Raw genomic sequence first — 17,506 nt, forward strand, 5'->3', positions numbered from 1 at the left:
TCGTTTCGACTTTTGAGAGGGAAAGTCCTGACTCCTGGTTCCTTCTCCGCGGCATCGGAAGGATCACAAAACGGACGGACGATATCCCTCTCACCGGTGAGGACGCCGCCGCATCCGGCCTCCGATACTGGAACGGCCTCTTGCCCCGAGGAGCCGCCCATGTCCCCGCCGACCTGGCTCGCCCCCGCCGCCGCCCGGCTGCGCACGGCGAACCCGCACGTCGTCGACGCCGCGCTCGCCGCTCTGGTGCTGTTCGCCGCCTCCCTCCAGTGGATCTTCCCGGACGAGGGGGACGACAGGCTGACCTGGCAGGGCTGGCTGCTGGCCGCGGCCACCGCGCTGCCGCTGATGTGGCGCCGCCGGGCGCCGTTCGCCACCGCGTGCGCGGTGTCGATCGCCACCCCGGCGATGGCCTGGTACCACGCGCCCCCGCCGGACGTGATGTACGCCGGTCTGATCGTCCTCTACACGATGGCCGCCCAGGGCCGGGCCTGGCAGCGCCGGTTCATGCTGACGGGCTGGATCCTCGGGGTCGTGCTGACCATGCAGCACAAGGAGGAGCCGCTGCCCTTCGAGTACGCCTTCCAGCTGCTGAGCGTCGTCGGGGCGTACGGCTTGGGCATGCTCGCCCGGGTGCAGCGTGCCTACACCGCCGCCCTGGTGGACCGGGCCCGGCGGCTGGAGCGGGAGCGGGCCGCGGACACGGCTCGGGCGACGGCCCAGGAACGGGCCCGGATCGCCCGGGACATGCACGACATCCTGGCCCACGCGGTGAGCCTGATGGTGGTGCAGGCCGAGGCGGGGCCGGTGGTGGTGCGCAGCGATCCGGCGCGTGCGGAGGCGGCGTTCGACGCCATCGCGGCGACCGGCCGGGACGCGATGCAGCAGTTGCGGCGGATCCTCGGCGTGCTGAAGGAGGAGGAGCGGGAGGGCGGGGCGCGGCGGCTGCCGCAGCCGGGGGTGGCGGCGCTGCCCGGCCTGGTCCGGCAGGTCACCGAGTCCACCGGGCTGCGGGTCGACCTGCGCATCGCGGGGCAGCCGCGCCCGCTGCCGCCGGACACCGAGGTGGCCGCCTTCCGGATCGTGCAAGAAGCACTGACCAATACCGTGAAGCACGCCTTCGCCTCCTCCGCTACCGTCGCTCTGGACTGGGCGGAGGACGCGTTGACAGTGTCGGTGACGGACGACGGCCGCGGCCCCTCGGGGCCGGGCGGCGGACACGGGCTGATCGGCATCCGTGAGCGCGCCGCGGCCTGCGGGGGCAGCGCCCGCGCCGGGCGCGGCGAGGACGGTGGTTTCCGGGTGGTCGTGACGCTTCCGGCCGGGGACCGGCAGGCGGCGCTGGGGTGAGCATCCGGGTGGTCGTCGCCGACGACCAGGAACTGGTCCGCAGCGGTTTCAGCATGATCCTGGAGGCGCAGCCCGACATCGAGGTGGTCGCCGAGGCCGGGGACGGCGCCGAGGCGGTCGCCGCGGTGCGGCGCCACGCGCCCGACGTGCTGCTCCTCGACATCCGGATGCCCGTCATGGACGGCCTGGAGGCGGCCCGGCGGGTGTGCGGGCAGTCCGGCTGCAAGGTGGTCATGCTGACCACGTTCGACCTGGACGAGTACGTGTACGAGGCGCTGTACGCGGGGGCCAGCGGCTTCCTGCTGAAGGACGTCCGCCGTGACGACCTCGTGCACGCGGTCCGGGTGGTCGCGGCCGGCGACTCCCTGCTCGCCCCGACGGTGACCCGCCGGCTCGTCGCCGACCTGGTGCGCCGCCGGAGGCAGGAGGCGGCCGCCGAGGTCACGCCGGAGCGCCTCGACGTCCTCACCGCCCGCGAGGTGGAGACGCTGCGGATGCTGGCCCGGGGGCTGTCCAACGCGGAGATCGCCTCGGCCCTGTTCGTGAGCGAGCACACGGTGAAGACGCATGTCAGCAATGTGCTGAGCAAGCTGGGGCTGCGGGACCGTGTGCAGGCGGTGATCTGCGCCTACGAGACCGGTCTGGTGGCCCCCGGGGAGGCTCCGTCCTGATCCTCCCCCAGCTCGGTGAAGAGCGTGAGCTGCAACGCCCCCGGCGCCTCCAGCCGGGAGTTGAGCGAGTTCCAGGGCGTGCGCGTCGGCTCGGCGACGACCTCCGCCCCGGCCTCGGCCAGCGTCCGCGTCACCGCCGCCGAGTCGTCCACCTGGAACGCCACCCGGATGTGCCCGGCGACCCGGCGGCCCACCTCGACGTCGTCGATGAACTCCGCATGGTTCGGATCGGTCAGCTCCAGCGTCGCCCGCCCCGCCTCCAGGATGCTCACCCGGCCGTCCGGCGAGGAGAACGCGGCCCTCTCGGGCAGGCCCAGGACGTCCCGGTAGAAGTGAAGTGCGGCGTCGTAGTCGGCCGCGGTGACCACCAGGCGCAGCTCGCGCACTCCCGGTTCCTCGGACATCGGCACTCCTTCGTGATCAGCGGCTCCTGACCGGACAACTCCCGGGCCGCCCCGGATGATTCCCGGCGCCCCCTCCCTCGTAGGAGTGAGTCCGCCCGGCTTCTCCCCCGTACGACGGAGCCGGGCAAACCGCTCGCTCCGGCGATCCGGCGACCCCCGGCCCGGGACCAGCCTGAGGGCACGTGTCCACCGTCCAACGGCCCGGAGGCCCCCGTGCTCTCCACGCTCACCCGTGCGGCCACCCGCCGCCCGCTCACCGTCATCCTGCTCTGGCTGCTCTTCCTGCTGCTCGGCTTCGGCCTCGGCACGGGCGTCTTCGGGCGGCTCTCCGACGATGTGCCGGACGTCCCCGGCACCGAGTCGGAGCTGGCCGACCAATACCTGTCCCGCACGGACCCGGCCGGGGAGACCGTCACCGCGGTCGTCGCGGGCGAGTCGGTCTCGGACGCCGCCGTGCGCGCCCAGGTCGAACGGGCCGTCGCCGAGGTCCGGAAGATCGCCGGAGTGGCCGCCGTACCCGATCCGTACGCCACGCCCGGGCTCACCGCCCGGGACGGACAGGCCCTGATCATCCCGGTCACCTTCGAGGGCGGCCTCGACGACGATGCCGAGGCGGACGCGACGGACGCCGCCGCCGAGCGCATCCGGCAGATCGAGGCGCCGGAGGTCCATGTCAGCGGCGGCGATCTGCTCGGCAGGCAGCTCGGCGAGCGGGCCCAGGAGGACGTCAAGAACGCCGAGTTGATCTCCCTGCCCGTCGTCCTCGCCCTGCTGCTCGTCGTGTTCGGCGGTCTGCGGGCCGCCGCCCTGCCGCTGGTGATCGCGGTCAGCGGGATCGCGGGCGCGTTCCTCGCGCTGTTCGCGTTCAGCGAGGTCACCGACATCTCGGTCTACGCCATCCAGGTCACCACCATGCTCGGCCTCGGACTCGCCGTGGACTACGCCCTGTTGATGCTGGTGCGGTTCCGGGAGGAGCGCCGGCACACCGACGACGTCGTGGAGGCCGTGCACCGCACGGTCGCAGCGGCCGGGCGGACCGTGCTGTTCTCCGGGCTCACCGTGGCCGTCAGCCTGACCGGGCTGCTGGTCTTCCCGAGCGTGTTCCTGCGCAGCATGGGTCTGGCGGTGGCCGCCGTGGTGGTCGTCGACATGCTCGCCGCGGTCACCCTGCTGCCCGCGCTGCTGACGAAGTTCGGCGGGAAGATCCCGCCCGCGCGGGTCCGGCCGGACGCCGAGGAGGGCCGGCTCTTCGCCCGCCTGGCCCGGTTCGCCGCGCGCCGCCGGATCGCCGTGGTGGCCACCGTCGTACCGGTCCTGCTGGTCCTGGCGCTGCCGGTGGCCGGGCTGACGATCAACCTCGGCGACGCCCGGCAGCTGCCCGCGAGCACCGAGGCACGGCAGCTGTACGACACCGTCGAGGCCCACTTCCCGCCCGGTACCGGCGTCTCCCCGGTCACCGTCGTCGTCCGGCCCGGCACCGATCCGGTGACCGCCGAGCGGATCGGCGCGCTGTCCGGCGCCGAGTCCCGTCAACTGCCGGGCGGCAGCACGGTCGTGGAGGTCCGGCCGCCGGGCAGCGTCGACGGCGAGGCGGCGACCGGGCTCGTGGAGCGGATCCGGGAGCTGCGCGGTGACGAGCCGGTCGAGGTGACCGGATCGGCGGCCCGGCTGGTGGACTTCCGGGAGATGCTCGCCGCACGCGCCCCCTGGGCCGCCGCGACCGTCCTGGCGGGCATCTTCGTGCTGCTGTTCGCCTTCACCGGGTCGGTGCTGATCCCGCTGCGCACCATCGCCACCACCCTGCTCAGCCTCGGCGCCGCGCTCGGTGCGGTGGTGTGGGTGTTCCAGGACGGGCATCTGGCCGGGCTGCTGGGCGCGGAGGGCCTGGGCGCGCTGAGCCTCACCGCGCCGCCGCTCATCATCGCCATCGCCTTCGGGCTCGCCATGGACTACGAGCTGTTCATCCTGGCCCGGATGCGCGAGGCCAGGGAGCGGGGCGAGGACGAGCGGGAGGCCGTGGTGACCGGACTGCGCCGGTCCGGGCGCGTGGTGACCTGTGCCGCGCTGCTGCTCGCGATCGTCTTCGGCGCCTTCATGACGGGCGGCTTCTCGCCCATCCTCCAGATCGGTCTCGGGCTCACCCTGGCGGTGCTGATCGACGCCACCGTCGTACGGATGCTGCTGGTCCCGGCGACGATGGCGCTGCTCGGCCGCCGCGCCTGGTGGGCGCCCGCCCCGCTGCGGCGGATCCATGACCGGTTCGGGCTGCGGGAGGCGGCGGCCCCGGCTCCCGGGCCGCCCGTGGCGACGAAGGTCTGAGCCGTGCCGGACGTCTCGTCCGGCGCCCCGCCGGTGCACAGGAGCGTCCCGGGCCGGCCGCGCGCTGCAACGCCATCACGGGTTGAACTTGCTTGAAGGGCACGGGATTTATCCGCTTCACCTCTTGACGACCGCAGTGCCGGGGAGCACATTGGCGGCACTTTGAGAGCGCTCTCAAACCGCGTTCAGAGGCTCCCCGCACCCCACATCCCGTACCCGAGAGGCAGCACCCCCCATGAGTGAAACCTCCGGCTCACCCCGCAGACGAGTGCGCCCCCTGCGGCGCGCACTCGTCGCCCTGTTCAGCGCCATGGGCCTGGCGGCGGCCGCCGTCGCGTCCGCGGACGCCGCCGCTCCCCCACCCCCATCGGGCTGGACCCAGGTCTTCGTGGACGACTTCAACGGCGCAGCGGGCACCGGCGTCAACACCGCCAACTGGCAGTACGCCACCGGCCACGGCTACCCCGGCGGACCCGCCAACTGGGGCACCGGCGAGATCGAGAACATGACGTCCAGCACCAGCAACGTGGCCCTGGACGGCAACGGCAACCTCCGCATCACCCCCCGCCGCGACGCCTCCGGCAACTGGACGTCCGGCCGGATCGAGACCAACCGCGGCGACTTCCAGCCCCCGGCGGGCGGCAAGCTGCGGGTGCAGTCCCGGATCCAGATGCCGAACGTCACCGGCGCGGCCGCCCGCGGCTACTGGCCGGCGTTCTGGATGCTGGGCACGCCCTACCGCGGCAACTACTGGAACTGGCCGAGCGTCGGCGAACTGGACATCATGGAGAACGTCCAGGGCCTCAACACCGTGTGGTCGACGATCCACTGCGGCACGAGCCCCGGCGGGCCGTGCAACGAGACGACCGGCATCGGCGGCTCCCGCGCCTGTCCCGGCGCCACCTGCCAGGCGGGCTTCCACACCTACGCGCTGGAGTGGGACCGCTCGACCAGTCCGGAGCAGATCCGGTTCTACGTCGACGACATCAACTACCACACGGTACGGGCCGATCAGGTCGACGCCACGACCTGGCGGAACGCCACCGACCACGGCTTCTTCATCATCCTGAACGTGGCGATGGGCGGCGGTTTCGTCGACGCGTTCGGCGGCGGCCCCGACGCGGCGACCGTGCCCGGCCACCCGATGGTCGTCGACTACGTCCAGGTGCTCTCCAGCGGGAGCGGCACCACGCCTCCGCCGACCGGCAACCGCGACGCCTACAGCACCATCCAGGCCGAGTCCCGCGACAGCCAGTCCGGCACGATCACCGAGGCGACCTCGGACACCGGCGGCGGCCAGAACATCGGCGCGATCGCCAACGGTGACTGGGCACTGTTCCGGGGCGTCAACTTCGGCTCCACGGCGGCCACCCAGTTCGCCGCCCGGGTCGCGAGCGGGGCCGGGGCCGGGGTGAGCGGACTGGTCGAGGTGCGCCTGGACAGCCGTAGCAACGCGCCCATCGGCAGCTTTGCGCTGGCCAACACCGGCGGCTGGCAGAGCTGGCGCACGGTCCCGGCCAACATCAGTGCGGTGACGGGCACGCACGATGTGTACCTGACCTTCACCAGCGGGCAGCCCGCCGACTTCGTGAACGTCAACTGGTTCAACTTCCGCCGCTGAGCGGCTCATCCACAGTGGCGGCACTCGACGTGGTCCGTCCGGCGTCGACCGCACGGACCACGCCTCGGTTCACGTCAGCGGACGCTGCGCAGTTCGTTGTCGAAGACGTAGTTGCCGACGTCCTTGCCCAGTTCGATTCCGTCGGTGGCGTCCCAGGGGAAGTGCACGCCGAGCCAGACGCGGCTGTTGGCGTTCTCGGTCGCCGCCTGGCTGAAGCTGGTGAAGGTGCGCTGCCGGACGGGGGACTGCCGGTCCTCCGTGGTCATCGTGAACGTGATGTTGTCGGTGCCGAAGTACCGCGCCATCACCGTGGCCCACGCCGAGCCGAACGTGGCATGGCCGGAAGCCCACGCGGGGAAGCAGGGACTGACGTTCACACCGTCCAGGTTCTTCAGCAGCGGCTTCCAGTCGGGGTCGATGCCCGACTCACGGATGGCGGAGACGGGGCGCCACAGATCGATGGAGGTCTGGTACTTCACGTCCCGCACCGCGATCCCGGCATCGGCGAGGGCGAGCGAGACGAGGGTGAACAGCCGGGCGTTCTGGTACGTGCTGAGCCTGCGGGCCTCCGCGACATGCCGGGTGGCCTGGATCAGCTGACCCGGCGGCTTGTACGTGCCGTCCAGGTCGTTGGCCCAGAACCAGGCGGCGGCTTCCTGCTCGGTGGTGCGGGTGATCTGCTCCTCGGGAGTCCTGGCAGTGGGGCCGTCCGCGCCGAGGGTGCGTACGGCTTCGACCTGCTTCTTGTACTCGTCACTGGCCAGCAGCTTCTCGTACGTGCCGTACGTTCCCGGAGTGGTCGGCCGGAACTGGGATCCCGAGGTCAGCGTGAACGGCGTGACCAGCCCCCAGTTGGGGTCGACGGCCTCGCTGTCCTCGTCGCACTTGGCGTCGGGCATGTCCGGGTAGCTGGTGTGGCGCCAAGCGCCGGGCTTGTTGTCGGCGGTGTAGGCGCGCTCGTTGTCGGATCGGTCGCCTGTGCGTGCGGTGAGCATCCGGTTCACCACATGGCTGACGATGCTGTGGTCGAGGATGTCCTCGCCCGTCGGCTCCGAACCGAACCGGTCCCGGAACTTGTTGTCGAGGTACAGCGGCAGGTCCGGCTGCTGCGGATCCCGGCCGAAGATCTCGAGCAGCACGTTGTACGCCGTGCGGCCGATCACCCGCTCCTCCTCGTCCGGCCCCTCGCTGATGGCCCAGTACCTGTCGGCCTGGAGGTACGGCGCGTAGTCGTAACCGCCCTTCCACCGCAGCCGGTACGAGCTCTCCGCGTCGTACATGGCGGCATTCAGCATCGCGGCCGCTCTGGCCATCCGGCCCGGCGAGGATCTGTCCTCACGGCGGATGAGTTCGAGCAGGACGTCGTTCCAGTAGATCACCGGGTCGGCGATCGTCTGCGGTGGCAGTGCGGCCACCGCGGGCTGCGGGGACGCGCCGAGAACGGTGCCCGTGGCCGCGAGGACGATCACCGAGGCCATCAGGCGCGTGCGCAGCCCGCGCGCTCCGCGGCGACGACGTCTCCCGTCCGCTTCCGGTCCATGTTCCGAACTGGTCATGCCCACCCCTCCCGAACTGGGACCGCCTGGTACGGCCGAGGCGGCCCACGGGTCACCGGCGTCGGCACCGGCTCCGCATCTGATCGTTCCGGTCAGCGAGTTGAGAGGTCTTGGAAGAATCCGCCCACTGGCCATCCGTATGCTTCACGGCCCTCGCCCCCATGCCACTGTCCGGTCACGCGGACACGGCGAGGTGCGCCATGGGGGCGCTGGTGATCTCACCGGCGAAGCGGTCGGCCATCGGGAGGCCGGTGACCGGGGACTGGCGGGCGGCGAGAAACGCGCGCGGCTTCGAGCCGGTCATCGTCCGGAAGTCGAGGTTGAGGTGGGGCTGGTCGTAGTAGCCGCAGACCGCTGCCACGTGCGCCGGTGGATACCCGTCGGTGAGGAGACGCAGCGCCCGGCCGAGGCGAGCGACGCGGGCCACCGCCTTCGGAGTGAGCCCGATCTGTTCCTGGAACCGCTTCTCCAACTGGCGGGTGCTCCAACCGACTTCGGCCGCCAGCCGGGGTATCGACACCGCTCCCGCATTCCGTGCGATGCGCCGCCAGGCCCACTCGACACGCGGCGCATGCGGCCGTGCACCTGCGAGCGCGTCGACCAGAGCGGCGTCGAGGAGCGCGAAGCGCCGGCGCCAGGACGGCAACGCCGTCAGCGCCTCGCCCAGCCGGTGGGCCCGGGCCCCCACCACGTCGTCGAGCCGGAGATGCCGCCCGGCGAGTTCGCCCATCGGGACACCCAGCAGACGGAACGCCGTCCAGGGCGCCAACACCACTTCCAGAGTGGCGAGATGACCGTCATGCTCACCGACTGCCGCTCGGGTCTGCAGCCCGGACACGAGGGAGGTGAGGGCGATCGGTGGCCCGGTGTGCCCGACGGGAGTGAGCCGTACGGCTTCGGAGAAGCCCAGCATCACCGTCACCCAGGCGCCCGGGACTTCCAGCCGGCGCCGGGGCAGCCCGTTCTCGAGCCGTGTACCCCGGTACGAACGCACCCCTGGCCGCAGTCGTCGGTGCGGTAACGCCTCGACGACCTCCCACGCACCGTCCGGATCCGCGAGACGACGCACCACTCCCACCACCATGGCCCTCCCCCACCGTCACCCTCGACGTAGCGTTCCCGGACCGGTGTGTCGAAATCAAGGCGGAGACCGGTGTGTCGAAATGAAGGCCGAGGGCGGGGGTACGTCCAGGCCATGGCCGCACGCTCCTGCCTCCCTCGCCCCCTACCGCAGCTCCGCCCGGAACACCGCCGGAGTCATGTCCGTGTGCTGGTGGAAGAACTTGGAGAAGTTCGCCGCGTCCGGGAAGCCCACCGCCACCCCGACCCGCCCGATCGGCAGGTCCGTGTGCGCCAGCAGCCGCTTGGCCTCCAGGACCACCCGCTTGTCGATGAAGCCCTTCGGCGTCTCGCCCGTCGCTGCCCGTACCGCCCGCACCAGAGTGCGCCGCGAGTAGCCGAGCTGATCGGCGTACGCGCTCACGCTGTGGTTCGTGGCGAAGCCGCGTTCCACCGCGTCCCGGAAGAGGGTGAAGGCCGAGCCGGCGTCGCGGCGGGCCGCGTCCTGGGAGCTGGCCGCGAGGTGCGCCAGGCGCAGCAGGAACGCCGAGAGGGAGTGGCGCAGGACCGCCGTGTGCAGGCTGAGGGGCAGCGTCGCCGTGTCCTTGTACTCGCGGCGCAGCTGGTCGAGCGCCGCCTGGAGGGCGCTGCGCTGCGGCTCGTCGGGGTGGAGCAGGGGCGGCAGGTCGTAGCGGTAGAGGCCGGTCGCCTCCACCGTCGCCCGGGGCAGAAAGCCGGGTTGCATGGTGAGGACGGTTCCCCGGTACTCGCTCGTCGGCGAGAAGCGGTGGATCTGCCCCGGGCGGATCCAGAGCAGATCGCCGGGGCCCGCCTCGTACTCGGTGAAGTCGACCATGTGCCGGACGGGTCCCGCACCGAAGAGCATCACGACATGGAAGTCGATGCGGTGCACCCGTTCCAGCGGCACATCGGCGTGCCAGCTGCGGTCGGGGCGCATCGGGCCGACCTGCATGCCGACGCCGAGCACACTCCGGTCGACCGGGAAGGGGAAGGTTCTGATCCCGTCCTCGACGCCGCCTTGCACCGTTTCGTCCGCCATATCCTGCTCGTACCGCCTCGATCAAGCGCCCGGTGTCCCACTTTCACCACAGGCTGACACACGGCGACCTTCCCTGGAAAAAGTCAGACTTTTACTTTTGAACGCGTCAGAGCAGAAACCCCCCTCCCTGCGAGGAGTTCTTGAAGATGAGCACGCAGACACCGGACCGCTTCGAATGGACCGAACTCGACCGGCGTGCCGTCGACACCGCGCGCCTGCTGGCGGCGGACGCCGTGCAGAAGGTCGGCAACGGCCACCCCGGCACCGCGATGAGCCTCGCGCCCGCCGCGTACACGATCTTTCAGAAGGTGATGCGGCATGACCCCGCCGATCCCGAGTGGACCGGCCGGGACCGCTTCGTCCTCTCCCCCGGCCACACCTCGCTGACCCTCTACACGCAGCTCTTCCTCGCCGGGTACGAACTGGAGCTGGACGACCTCAAGGCCTTCCGCACCCAGGGTTCGAAGACCCCGGGTCACCCGGAGTACGGCCACACCGCGGGCGTGGAGACCACCACGGGACCGCTCGGCCAGGGCCTCGCGAACGCCGTCGGGATGGCGATGGCCGCCCGCTACGAGCGCGGCCTGTTCGATCCCGAGGCCCCCGCGGGCGAGTCGCCGTTCGACCACACCATCTGGGCGATCGTCTCCGACGGCGACCTCGAGGAGGGCGTCTCCGCCGAGGCCTCCTCGCTGGCCGGCCACCAGAGGCTCGGCAACCTGGTCCTCGTCTACGACGACAACCACATCTCCATCGAGGGCGACACCGCCACCGCGTTCTCCGAGGACGTGCTGAAGCGGTACGAGGCCTACGGCTGGCACACCCAGCGCATCGCGCCCACCGAGGACGGCGACGTCGACGTGCACGCCCTGTACGCGGCGCTGCAGGCCGCCCGGGCCGAGACGGGGCGCCCCTCGATCATCGCCATGCGCACGATCATCGCCTGGCCCGCCCCGAACGCCCGCGACACCGAGGCCTCCCACGGCTCCGCGCTCGGCGAGGACGAGATCGCCGCCACCAAGCGGCTGCTCGGCTTCGACCCCGCCCGCACCTTCGAGGTCGCCGACGAGGTGCTGGCGCACAGCCGCCGCGCCCTGGACCGGGGCGCCGAGGCGCACGCCGCCTGGGACAAGCGGATCGACAAGTGGCGCGGCGCCCAGCCCGAGCGCGCGCAGCTCTTCGACCGGGTCGTCGCCGGTCAGCTCCCCGAGGGCTGGGAGGCCTCCGTCCCGGTGTTCGAGCCCGGGAAGTCCGTCGCCACCCGGGCCGCCTCCGGCAAGGTCCTCCAGGCGCTCGGCGCGGTCCTCCCCGAGCTGTGGGGCGGCTCCGCCGACCTGGCCGGCTCCAACAACACCACCATCGACAAGGGCAGCTCCTTCCTGCCCGAGGGCAACCCGCTGCCGGAGGCCGACCCCTACGGCCGTACCGTCCACTTCGGCATCCGCGAGTTCTCCATGGCCGCGGAGATGAACGGCATCGCCCTGCACGGCAACACCCGCATCTACGGCGGCACCTTCCTGGTGTTCTCCGACTACATGCGCAACGCCGTCCGGATGTCCGCGCTGATGCAGCTCCCGGTCACCTATGTGTGGACGCACGACTCCATCGGCCTCGGCGAGGACGGCCCCACCCACCAGCCGGTCGAGCACCTGGCCTCGCTGCGCGCCATCCCGGGCCTGAACCTCGTGCGGCCCGCCGACGCCAACGAGACCGCCGTCGCCTGGGCGGAGATCCTGCGCCGGCACGCCACCGACCCGGCCCCGCACGGACTCGCGCTGACCCGCCAGGGCGTGCCGACCTACGAGCGCAACGAGGACGCGGCCAAGGGCGGTTACGTCCTGCGCGAGTCCTCGACCGGGACGCCGGACGTCGTCCTGATCGCCACCGGCTCCGAGGTGCAGCTCGCCGTCGCCGCGCGCGAGCAGCTGGAGGCCGAGGGGATCGGCACCCGCGTGGTGTCGATGCCGTCCGTGGAGTGGTTCGAGCAGCAGCCGCGCGCGTACCGCGAGGCCGTCGTTCCCCCGTCCGTGCGAGCGCGTGTCGCCGTCGAGGCGGGGATCGGTCTGACGTGGTACCGGTTCGTGGGTGACGCAGGACGCATTGTCTCCCTCGAACACTTCGGCGCCTCCGCCGACGCCCGGACCCTGTTCGCCGAGTACGGCTTCACCGCCGAGAACGTCGCCGCCGCAGCCAGGGAATCCCTCGCCGCCGCGCGTGGTTGATCCGACCGCCAGAAAGAAGATGATCACAGTGACCGCAGCACTCAAGCGCCTCTCCGACGAGGGCGTCTCCATCTGGTTGGACGACCTGTCCCGCAAGCGGATCGCCTCCGGCAACCTCGCCGAACTCGTCGCCACGAAGCACGTGGTGGGCGTCACCACCAACCCGTCCATCTTCCAGGCGGCCATCGGCTCGGGCGAGGGATATGAGGAGCAGCTCGCCGACCTCGCCGTCCGCGGGGTCACGGTCGACGAGGCCGTACGGATGATGACGACCGCCGATGTGCGCGCCGCCGCCGACGTCCTGCGCCCGGTGCACGACGGGACCGGCGGCCGGGACGGCTGGGTCTCCATCGAGGTCGACCCCCGCTTCGCCCACGACACGGCGGCCACCGTCGCCGAGGCCAGACAGCTCGCCTGGCTGGTCGACCGCCCCAACGTCATGATCAAGATCCCGGCGACCAGGGCGGGACTGCCGGCCATCGCCGCGGTCCTCGCCGAGGGCATCAGCGTCAACGTCACGCTGATCTTCTCGCTGGAGCGCTACCGCGAGGTCATGGACGCCTACCTGCTGGGCCTGGAGAAGGCCGCCGAGCGGGGCCTGGACCTGTCGGCCATCCACTCCGTCGCCTCCTTCTTCGTCTCCCGGGTCGACGGTGAGATCGACAAGCGGCTGACCGTCCTCGGCACCGACGAGGCGCTCGCCCTGAAGGGCAGGGCGGCCCTCGCCAACGCCCGCCTCGCCTACCAGGCCTACGAGGAGGTCTTCTCCTCCGACCGCTGGGCGAAGTCGGAGCGTGCACGGGCCAACCGGCAGCGCCCGCTGTGGGCGTCGACCGGCGTGAAGGACCCGGCGTACAAGGACACCCTCTACGTCGACGAGCTCGTCGCGCCCGGCACGGTCAACACCATGCCGGAGGGCACCCTGAACGCCACCGCCGACCACGGCGACATCACCGGCGACACCGTCACCGGCGGCTATGCCCGGGCGCGTGCCGACCTGGCGGCCGTGGAACGCCTCGGCATCTCCTACGACGAGGTCGTCACCAAGCTGGAGGACGAGGGCGTCGCCAAGTTCGAGGCCGCCTGGCAGGAACTGCTGGACGCGGTCGCCAAGTCCCTGGACAGCAAGGGAGTGGACGCGGAATGACCACCGACTGGACCAACCCGCTGCGCGACGCCGACGACCGGCGCCTCCCGCGGATCGCCGGCCCCTCCGGCCTCGTCATCTTCGGCGTGACCGGTGACCTGTCCCGCAAGAAGCTGATGCCCGCCGTCTACGACCTCGCCAACCGCGGTCTGCTGCCGCCCGGCTTCTCCCTCGTCGGGTTCGCCCGCCGGGACTGGGAGAACCAGGACTTCGCGCAGGTCGTGCACGACGCCGTCCGCGAGCACTCCCGCACCCCCTTCCGCGAGGAGGTCTGGCAGCAGCTCGCCGAGGGCATGCGGTTCATCCCGGGCGACTTCGACGACGACCAGGCGTTCAAGCAACTGCGCTCCGCCGTCGACGAGTTGGACGCCTCCCGGGGCACCAGCGGCAACTATGCCTTCTACCTCTCGGTGCCGCCGAAGTTCTTCCCCAAGGTCGTCCAGCAGCTGAAGAAGCACGGCCTCGCCGACGCGCCGGAGGGCTCGTGGCGCCGGGCGGTCATCGAGAAGCCGTTCGGCCACGACCTGGGCAGCGCCCGTGAGCTGAACGCGATCGTGCACGACGTGTTCGACCCGGAGCAGGTCTTCCGGATCGACCACTACCTGGGCAAGGAGACCGTCCAGAACATCCTGGCGCTGCGCTTCGCCAACCAGATGTTCGAGCCGATCTGGAACCGGTCCTTCGTGGACCATGTGCAGATCACGATGGCCGAGGACATCGGCATCGGCGGCCGGGCGGGCTACTACGACGGCATCGGCGCCGCCCGTGACGTCATCCAGAACCACCTGCTCCAGCTGATGGCGCTCACCGCGATGGAGGAGCCCGCCGCCTTCGACGCCGATGCGCTGCTGACGGAGAAGCTGAAGGTCCTCAGGGCCGTGAAGCTGCCGGAGGACCTGGGCCGGCACACCGTGCGCGCGCAGTACGCGCCCGCCTGGCAGGGCGGTGAGAAGGTCCGCGGCTACCTCCAGGAGGACGGCATCGACCCGGCCTCCACGACGGACACGTACGCCGCGATCAAACTCCAGGTCGACAACCGCCGCTGGGCGGGCGTCCCCTTCTACCTGCGCACCGGAAAGCGCCTCGGCCGCCGGGTCACCGAGATCGCGGTGGTCTTCCAGCAGGCGCCGCACTCCCCCTTCGACCGCACCGCCACCGAGGAACTGGGCAAGAACGCGATCGTGATCCGCGTCCAGCCCGACGAGGGGATCACCGTCCGCTTCGGCTCCAAGGTGCCCGGCACCTCCATGGAGATCCGGGACGTGACGATGGACTTCGCCTACGGCGAGTCGTTCACCGAGTCCAGCCCGGAGGCGTACGAGCGCCTCATCCTGGACGTCCTGCTCGGCGACGCCAATTTGTTCCCCCGGCACCAGGAAGTGGAAGAGTCCTGGAAGATCCTCGACCCCATCGAGGAGTACTGGGCGCGGCACGGCAAGCCGGCGCAGTACGCCTCGGGCAGCTGGGGACCCAAGGAAGCCGACGAGATGCTCGCACGAGACGGACGGAGCTGGCGCAGGCCATGAAGATCGACCTGACCGACACCACGGCAAGCAAGATCAACAAGGCCCTTGTGAAGGGCCGCCGCGCCATCGGCACCCCCGCCGTGGGCATGGTCCTGACGATGGTGATCGTCACGGACGAGGAGAACGCCTACGACGCGATCAAGGCGGCCGAGGAGGCCTCGCACGAGCACCCCTCGCGCACCCTGGTCGTCATCAAGCGGCACGCCCGCACCCCGCGCGACCGCACCGCCTCCCGGCTCGACGCCGAGGTCCGGGTGGGCGCCGACGCGGGTACCGGCGAGACCGTGATCCTGCGCACCTACGGCGAGGTGTCCGAGCACGCCGACTCGGTCGTGCTGCCGCTGCTGCTGCCGGACGCCCCGGTGGTCGTGTGGTGGCCGGTGGAGGCGCCGGACAACCCCGCCAAGGACCCGCTGGGCGCACTGGCCCAGCGCCGGATCACCGACCTGTACGCGGTGGAGAACCCCTTCGAGGTCCTGGAGACCCGGATGCGCTCCTACGCGCCCGGCGACACCGACCTCGCCTGGACCCGGCTCACCCCGTGGCGCTCGATGCTGGCCGCGGCCCTGGACCAGGCCCGGGTGCCGATCCTCTCGGGGGCCGTGGAGGCCGAGGCCGACAACCCGGCCGCGGAACTCCTCGCGCGCTGGCTCGAGGCGCGGCTGCAGGTGACGATCGACCGGGTCGTCACCGCGGGGCCCGTGGTCACCGCCGTACGCCTCGGCACCGCGAACGGCGACATCGTCATCGACCGCCCCGAGGGCCCGCTGGCCACGCTCACCCTGCCCGGCCAGCCCTCGCGCACCCTCGCGCTGAAGGTCCGCACCACCTCCGAACTCATCGCCGAGGAGCTCAGGCGCCTCGACGCCGACGAGATGTACGCCGTCGCCCTGCGGGGCGAGGCGGGCAAGGAGACCCCCTCCCATGTCTGACTCCCCGAGGCTCACCCGGCGGCCCCAGTGGACCGCCCTGGAGGACCACCGCGCCGAGTGGCACGCCCATCTGCGGGACCTGTTCGCCGCGGACCCCGAGCGCGCGGACCGCTACGTGGTCCGGGTGGGCGATCTGCGCATCGACTACTCCAAGCACCTGATCACCGACGAGACGCTCGCCCTGCTCCAGGAACTGGCCGTCGCCACCGATGTGTTCGGGCTGCGCGACGCCATGTTCCGCGGTGAGAAGATCAACGTCACCGAGGACCGGGCGGTGCTGCACACCGCGCTGCGCGCCCCCCGGGACGCGGTGATCGAGGTCGACGGGGAGAACGTCGTCCCGGGCGTGCACGCCGTCCTGGACCGGATGAGCGACTTCGCCGACCGCGTCCGCTCCGGCGCCTGGACCGGACACACCGGCAAGCGCATCCGCAACGTCGTCAACATCGGCATCGGCGGCTCCGACCTCGGCCCGGCGATGGCGTACGAGGTGCTGCGGCCGTTCACGGAACGGGAGTTGACCTTCCGTTTCGTCTCCAACGTCGACGGCGCCGACCTGCACGAGGCCGTGCGCGACCTGGACCCGGCGGAGACGCTGTTCATCGTCGCCTCGAAGACCTTCACCACCATCGAGACGATCACCAACGCCACCTCGGCCCGCTCCTGGCTGCTGGCCGGGCTCGGCGGCGAGGAGAAGGCCGTCGCCCGGCACTTCGTCGCCCTGTCGACGAACGCGGAGAAGGTCACCGGGTTCGGTATCGACCCGGACAACATGTTCGAGTTCTGGGACTGGGTCGGCGGACGCTACTCGTTCGACTCCGCGATCGGCCTGTCCCTGATGATCGCCATCGGCCCCGGCAACTTCCGGGAGCTGCTGGACGGCTTCCGCATCGTCGACGACCACTTCCGCACCGCCCCCGCCGAGGCCAACGCCCCGCTGCTCCTCGGTCTGCTGGGCATCTGGTACGGCAACTTCTTCGGCGCCCAGTCGCACGCGGTGCTGCCCTACAGCCACTACCTGTCCCGGTTCACCGCCTACCTCCAGCAGCTCGACATGGAGTCCAACGGCAAGTCGGTGGACCGCGACGGGAACCCCGTGGACTGGCAGACCGGGCCCGTGGTGTGGGGCACTCCCGGCACCAACGGACAGCACGCCTACTACCAGCTGATCCACCAGGGCACCAAGATCGTCCCCGCCGACTTCATCGGCTTCGCCCGTCCGGTCGGCGAACTGAGCGACGAACTCAAGGCGCAGCACGACCTGTTGATGGCCAACCTGTTCGCGCAGGGGCAGGCGCTCGCCTTCGGCAAGACCGCCGAGGAGGTCCGCGCGGAGGGCACGGCCGAGGAGCAGGTGCCGCACCGCACCTTCCGCGGCAACCACCCGACGACCACGATCCTCGCCCGTGAGCTGACCCCGTCGGTGCTCGGCCAGCTGATCGCCCTCTACGAGCACAAGGTGTTCGTCCAGGGCGCCGTGTGGAACATCGACTCCTTCGACCAGTGGGGCGTCGAACTCGGCAAGGTCCTCGCCAAGCGCGTCGAACCCGCCCTCACCGAAGGCGCCGACGTCCCCGGCCTCGACTCCTCCACCGCTGCCCTCGTGGCCGCCTACCGTGAACTGAAGGAAGTGCACTGA

At 71.2% G+C, this 17,506-nt stretch carries 13 protein-coding genes; 9 read left to right on the forward strand and 4 right to left on the reverse strand.

All coding sequences use genetic code 11. The annotated features are described in order from the left end of the window. The first annotated feature begins 159 nt into the window (after positions 1–159). Positions 160–1,350 (forward strand): sensor histidine kinase, encoded by a 1,191-nt coding sequence (locus M8H82_RS12995; protein ID WP_250073328.1) that lies wholly within the window; start codon positions 160–162, stop codon positions 1,348–1,350. Continuing rightward, positions 1,347–2,021: a response regulator transcription factor gene (locus M8H82_RS13000; RefSeq protein WP_308293251.1), complete on the forward strand. Its 675-nt coding sequence runs from the start codon at positions 1,347–1,349 to the stop codon at positions 2,019–2,021. The genes M8H82_RS12995 and M8H82_RS13000 overlap by 4 nt, the downstream gene beginning before the upstream one ends. Here the strand turns inward: M8H82_RS13000 and M8H82_RS13005 are convergent. Then, positions 1,979–2,425 carry a VOC family protein gene (locus tag M8H82_RS13005; RefSeq protein ID WP_250073329.1) on the reverse strand — a complete coding sequence of 149 codons (447 nt, stop codon included), beginning with the start codon at positions 2,423–2,425 and terminating at the stop codon, positions 1,979–1,981. The two genes, M8H82_RS13000 and M8H82_RS13005, sit on opposite strands and share 43 nt — an antisense overlap. Before the next feature lie 213 nt (positions 2,426–2,638). Between M8H82_RS13005 and M8H82_RS13010 the strand changes: the two genes are divergently transcribed. Continuing rightward, complete coding sequence (locus M8H82_RS13010; protein WP_250073330.1) at positions 2,639–4,744, forward strand: MMPL family transporter; 2,106 nt, start codon at positions 2,639–2,641, stop codon at positions 4,742–4,744. A gap of 235 nt (positions 4,745–4,979) precedes the next feature. After that, positions 4,980–6,365, forward strand: a complete 1,386-nt coding sequence (locus M8H82_RS13015; protein WP_250073331.1) for a glycoside hydrolase family 16 protein — start codon at positions 4,980–4,982, stop codon at positions 6,363–6,365. Between the two features lie 74 nt (positions 6,366–6,439). Here M8H82_RS13015 and M8H82_RS13020 read toward each other — a convergent pair whose 3' ends face one another. From M8H82_RS13020 to M8H82_RS13030, 3 genes are all read right to left on the reverse strand, one after another. After that, on the reverse strand, positions 6,440–7,921 hold the full coding sequence (locus M8H82_RS13020; RefSeq protein WP_250073332.1) for a vanadium-dependent haloperoxidase: 1,482 nt from the start codon (positions 7,919–7,921) through the stop codon (positions 6,440–6,442). Positions 7,922–8,096: 175 nt separating this feature from the next. Beyond that, entirely contained in the window at positions 8,097–9,005 is a 909-nt protein-coding gene (locus tag M8H82_RS13025; protein ID WP_250073333.1) for an AraC family transcriptional regulator, read from the reverse strand. A 141-nt stretch (positions 9,006–9,146) separates the two neighbouring features. Continuing rightward, complete coding sequence (locus M8H82_RS13030) at positions 9,147–10,040, reverse strand: AraC family transcriptional regulator (RefSeq protein WP_250073334.1); 894 nt, start codon at positions 10,038–10,040, stop codon at positions 9,147–9,149. Positions 10,041–10,186: 146 nt separating this feature from the next. Here M8H82_RS13030 and tkt point away from each other — a divergent pair, with 146 nt between their 5' ends. The 5 genes from tkt to pgi are packed head-to-tail and all read left to right on the forward strand — an operon-like array spanning position 10,187 to position 17,506. Further along, on the forward strand, positions 10,187–12,262 hold the full coding sequence (gene tkt / locus M8H82_RS13035) for a transketolase (protein ID WP_250073336.1): 2,076 nt from the start codon (positions 10,187–10,189) through the stop codon (positions 12,260–12,262). Positions 12,263–12,281: 19 nt separating this feature from the next. Beyond that, the gene (gene tal, locus M8H82_RS13040; protein WP_250073337.1) at positions 12,282–13,409 is read left to right on the forward strand and encodes a transaldolase; all 1,128 of its coding nucleotides are present in this window, start codon (positions 12,282–12,284) and stop codon (positions 13,407–13,409) included. Then, entirely contained in the window at positions 13,406–14,935 is a 1,530-nt protein-coding gene (gene zwf, locus M8H82_RS13045) for a glucose-6-phosphate dehydrogenase (protein ID WP_250073338.1), read from the forward strand. The genes tal and zwf overlap by 4 nt, the downstream gene beginning before the upstream one ends. Beyond that, positions 14,932–15,867: a glucose-6-phosphate dehydrogenase assembly protein OpcA gene (opcA, locus tag M8H82_RS13050; RefSeq protein ID WP_250073339.1), complete on the forward strand. Its 936-nt coding sequence runs from the start codon at positions 14,932–14,934 to the stop codon at positions 15,865–15,867. The genes zwf and opcA overlap by 4 nt, the downstream gene beginning before the upstream one ends. After that, complete coding sequence (gene pgi, locus M8H82_RS13055) at positions 15,860–17,506, forward strand: glucose-6-phosphate isomerase (protein WP_250073340.1); 1,647 nt, start codon at positions 15,860–15,862, stop codon at positions 17,504–17,506. Before opcA ends, pgi begins: the two co-directional genes overlap by 8 nt.

The sequence above is a fragment of the Streptomyces sp. YS415 genome (assembly GCF_023544665.1).
Classification (GTDB): Bacteria; Actinomycetota; Actinomycetes; order Streptomycetales; family Streptomycetaceae; genus Streptomyces.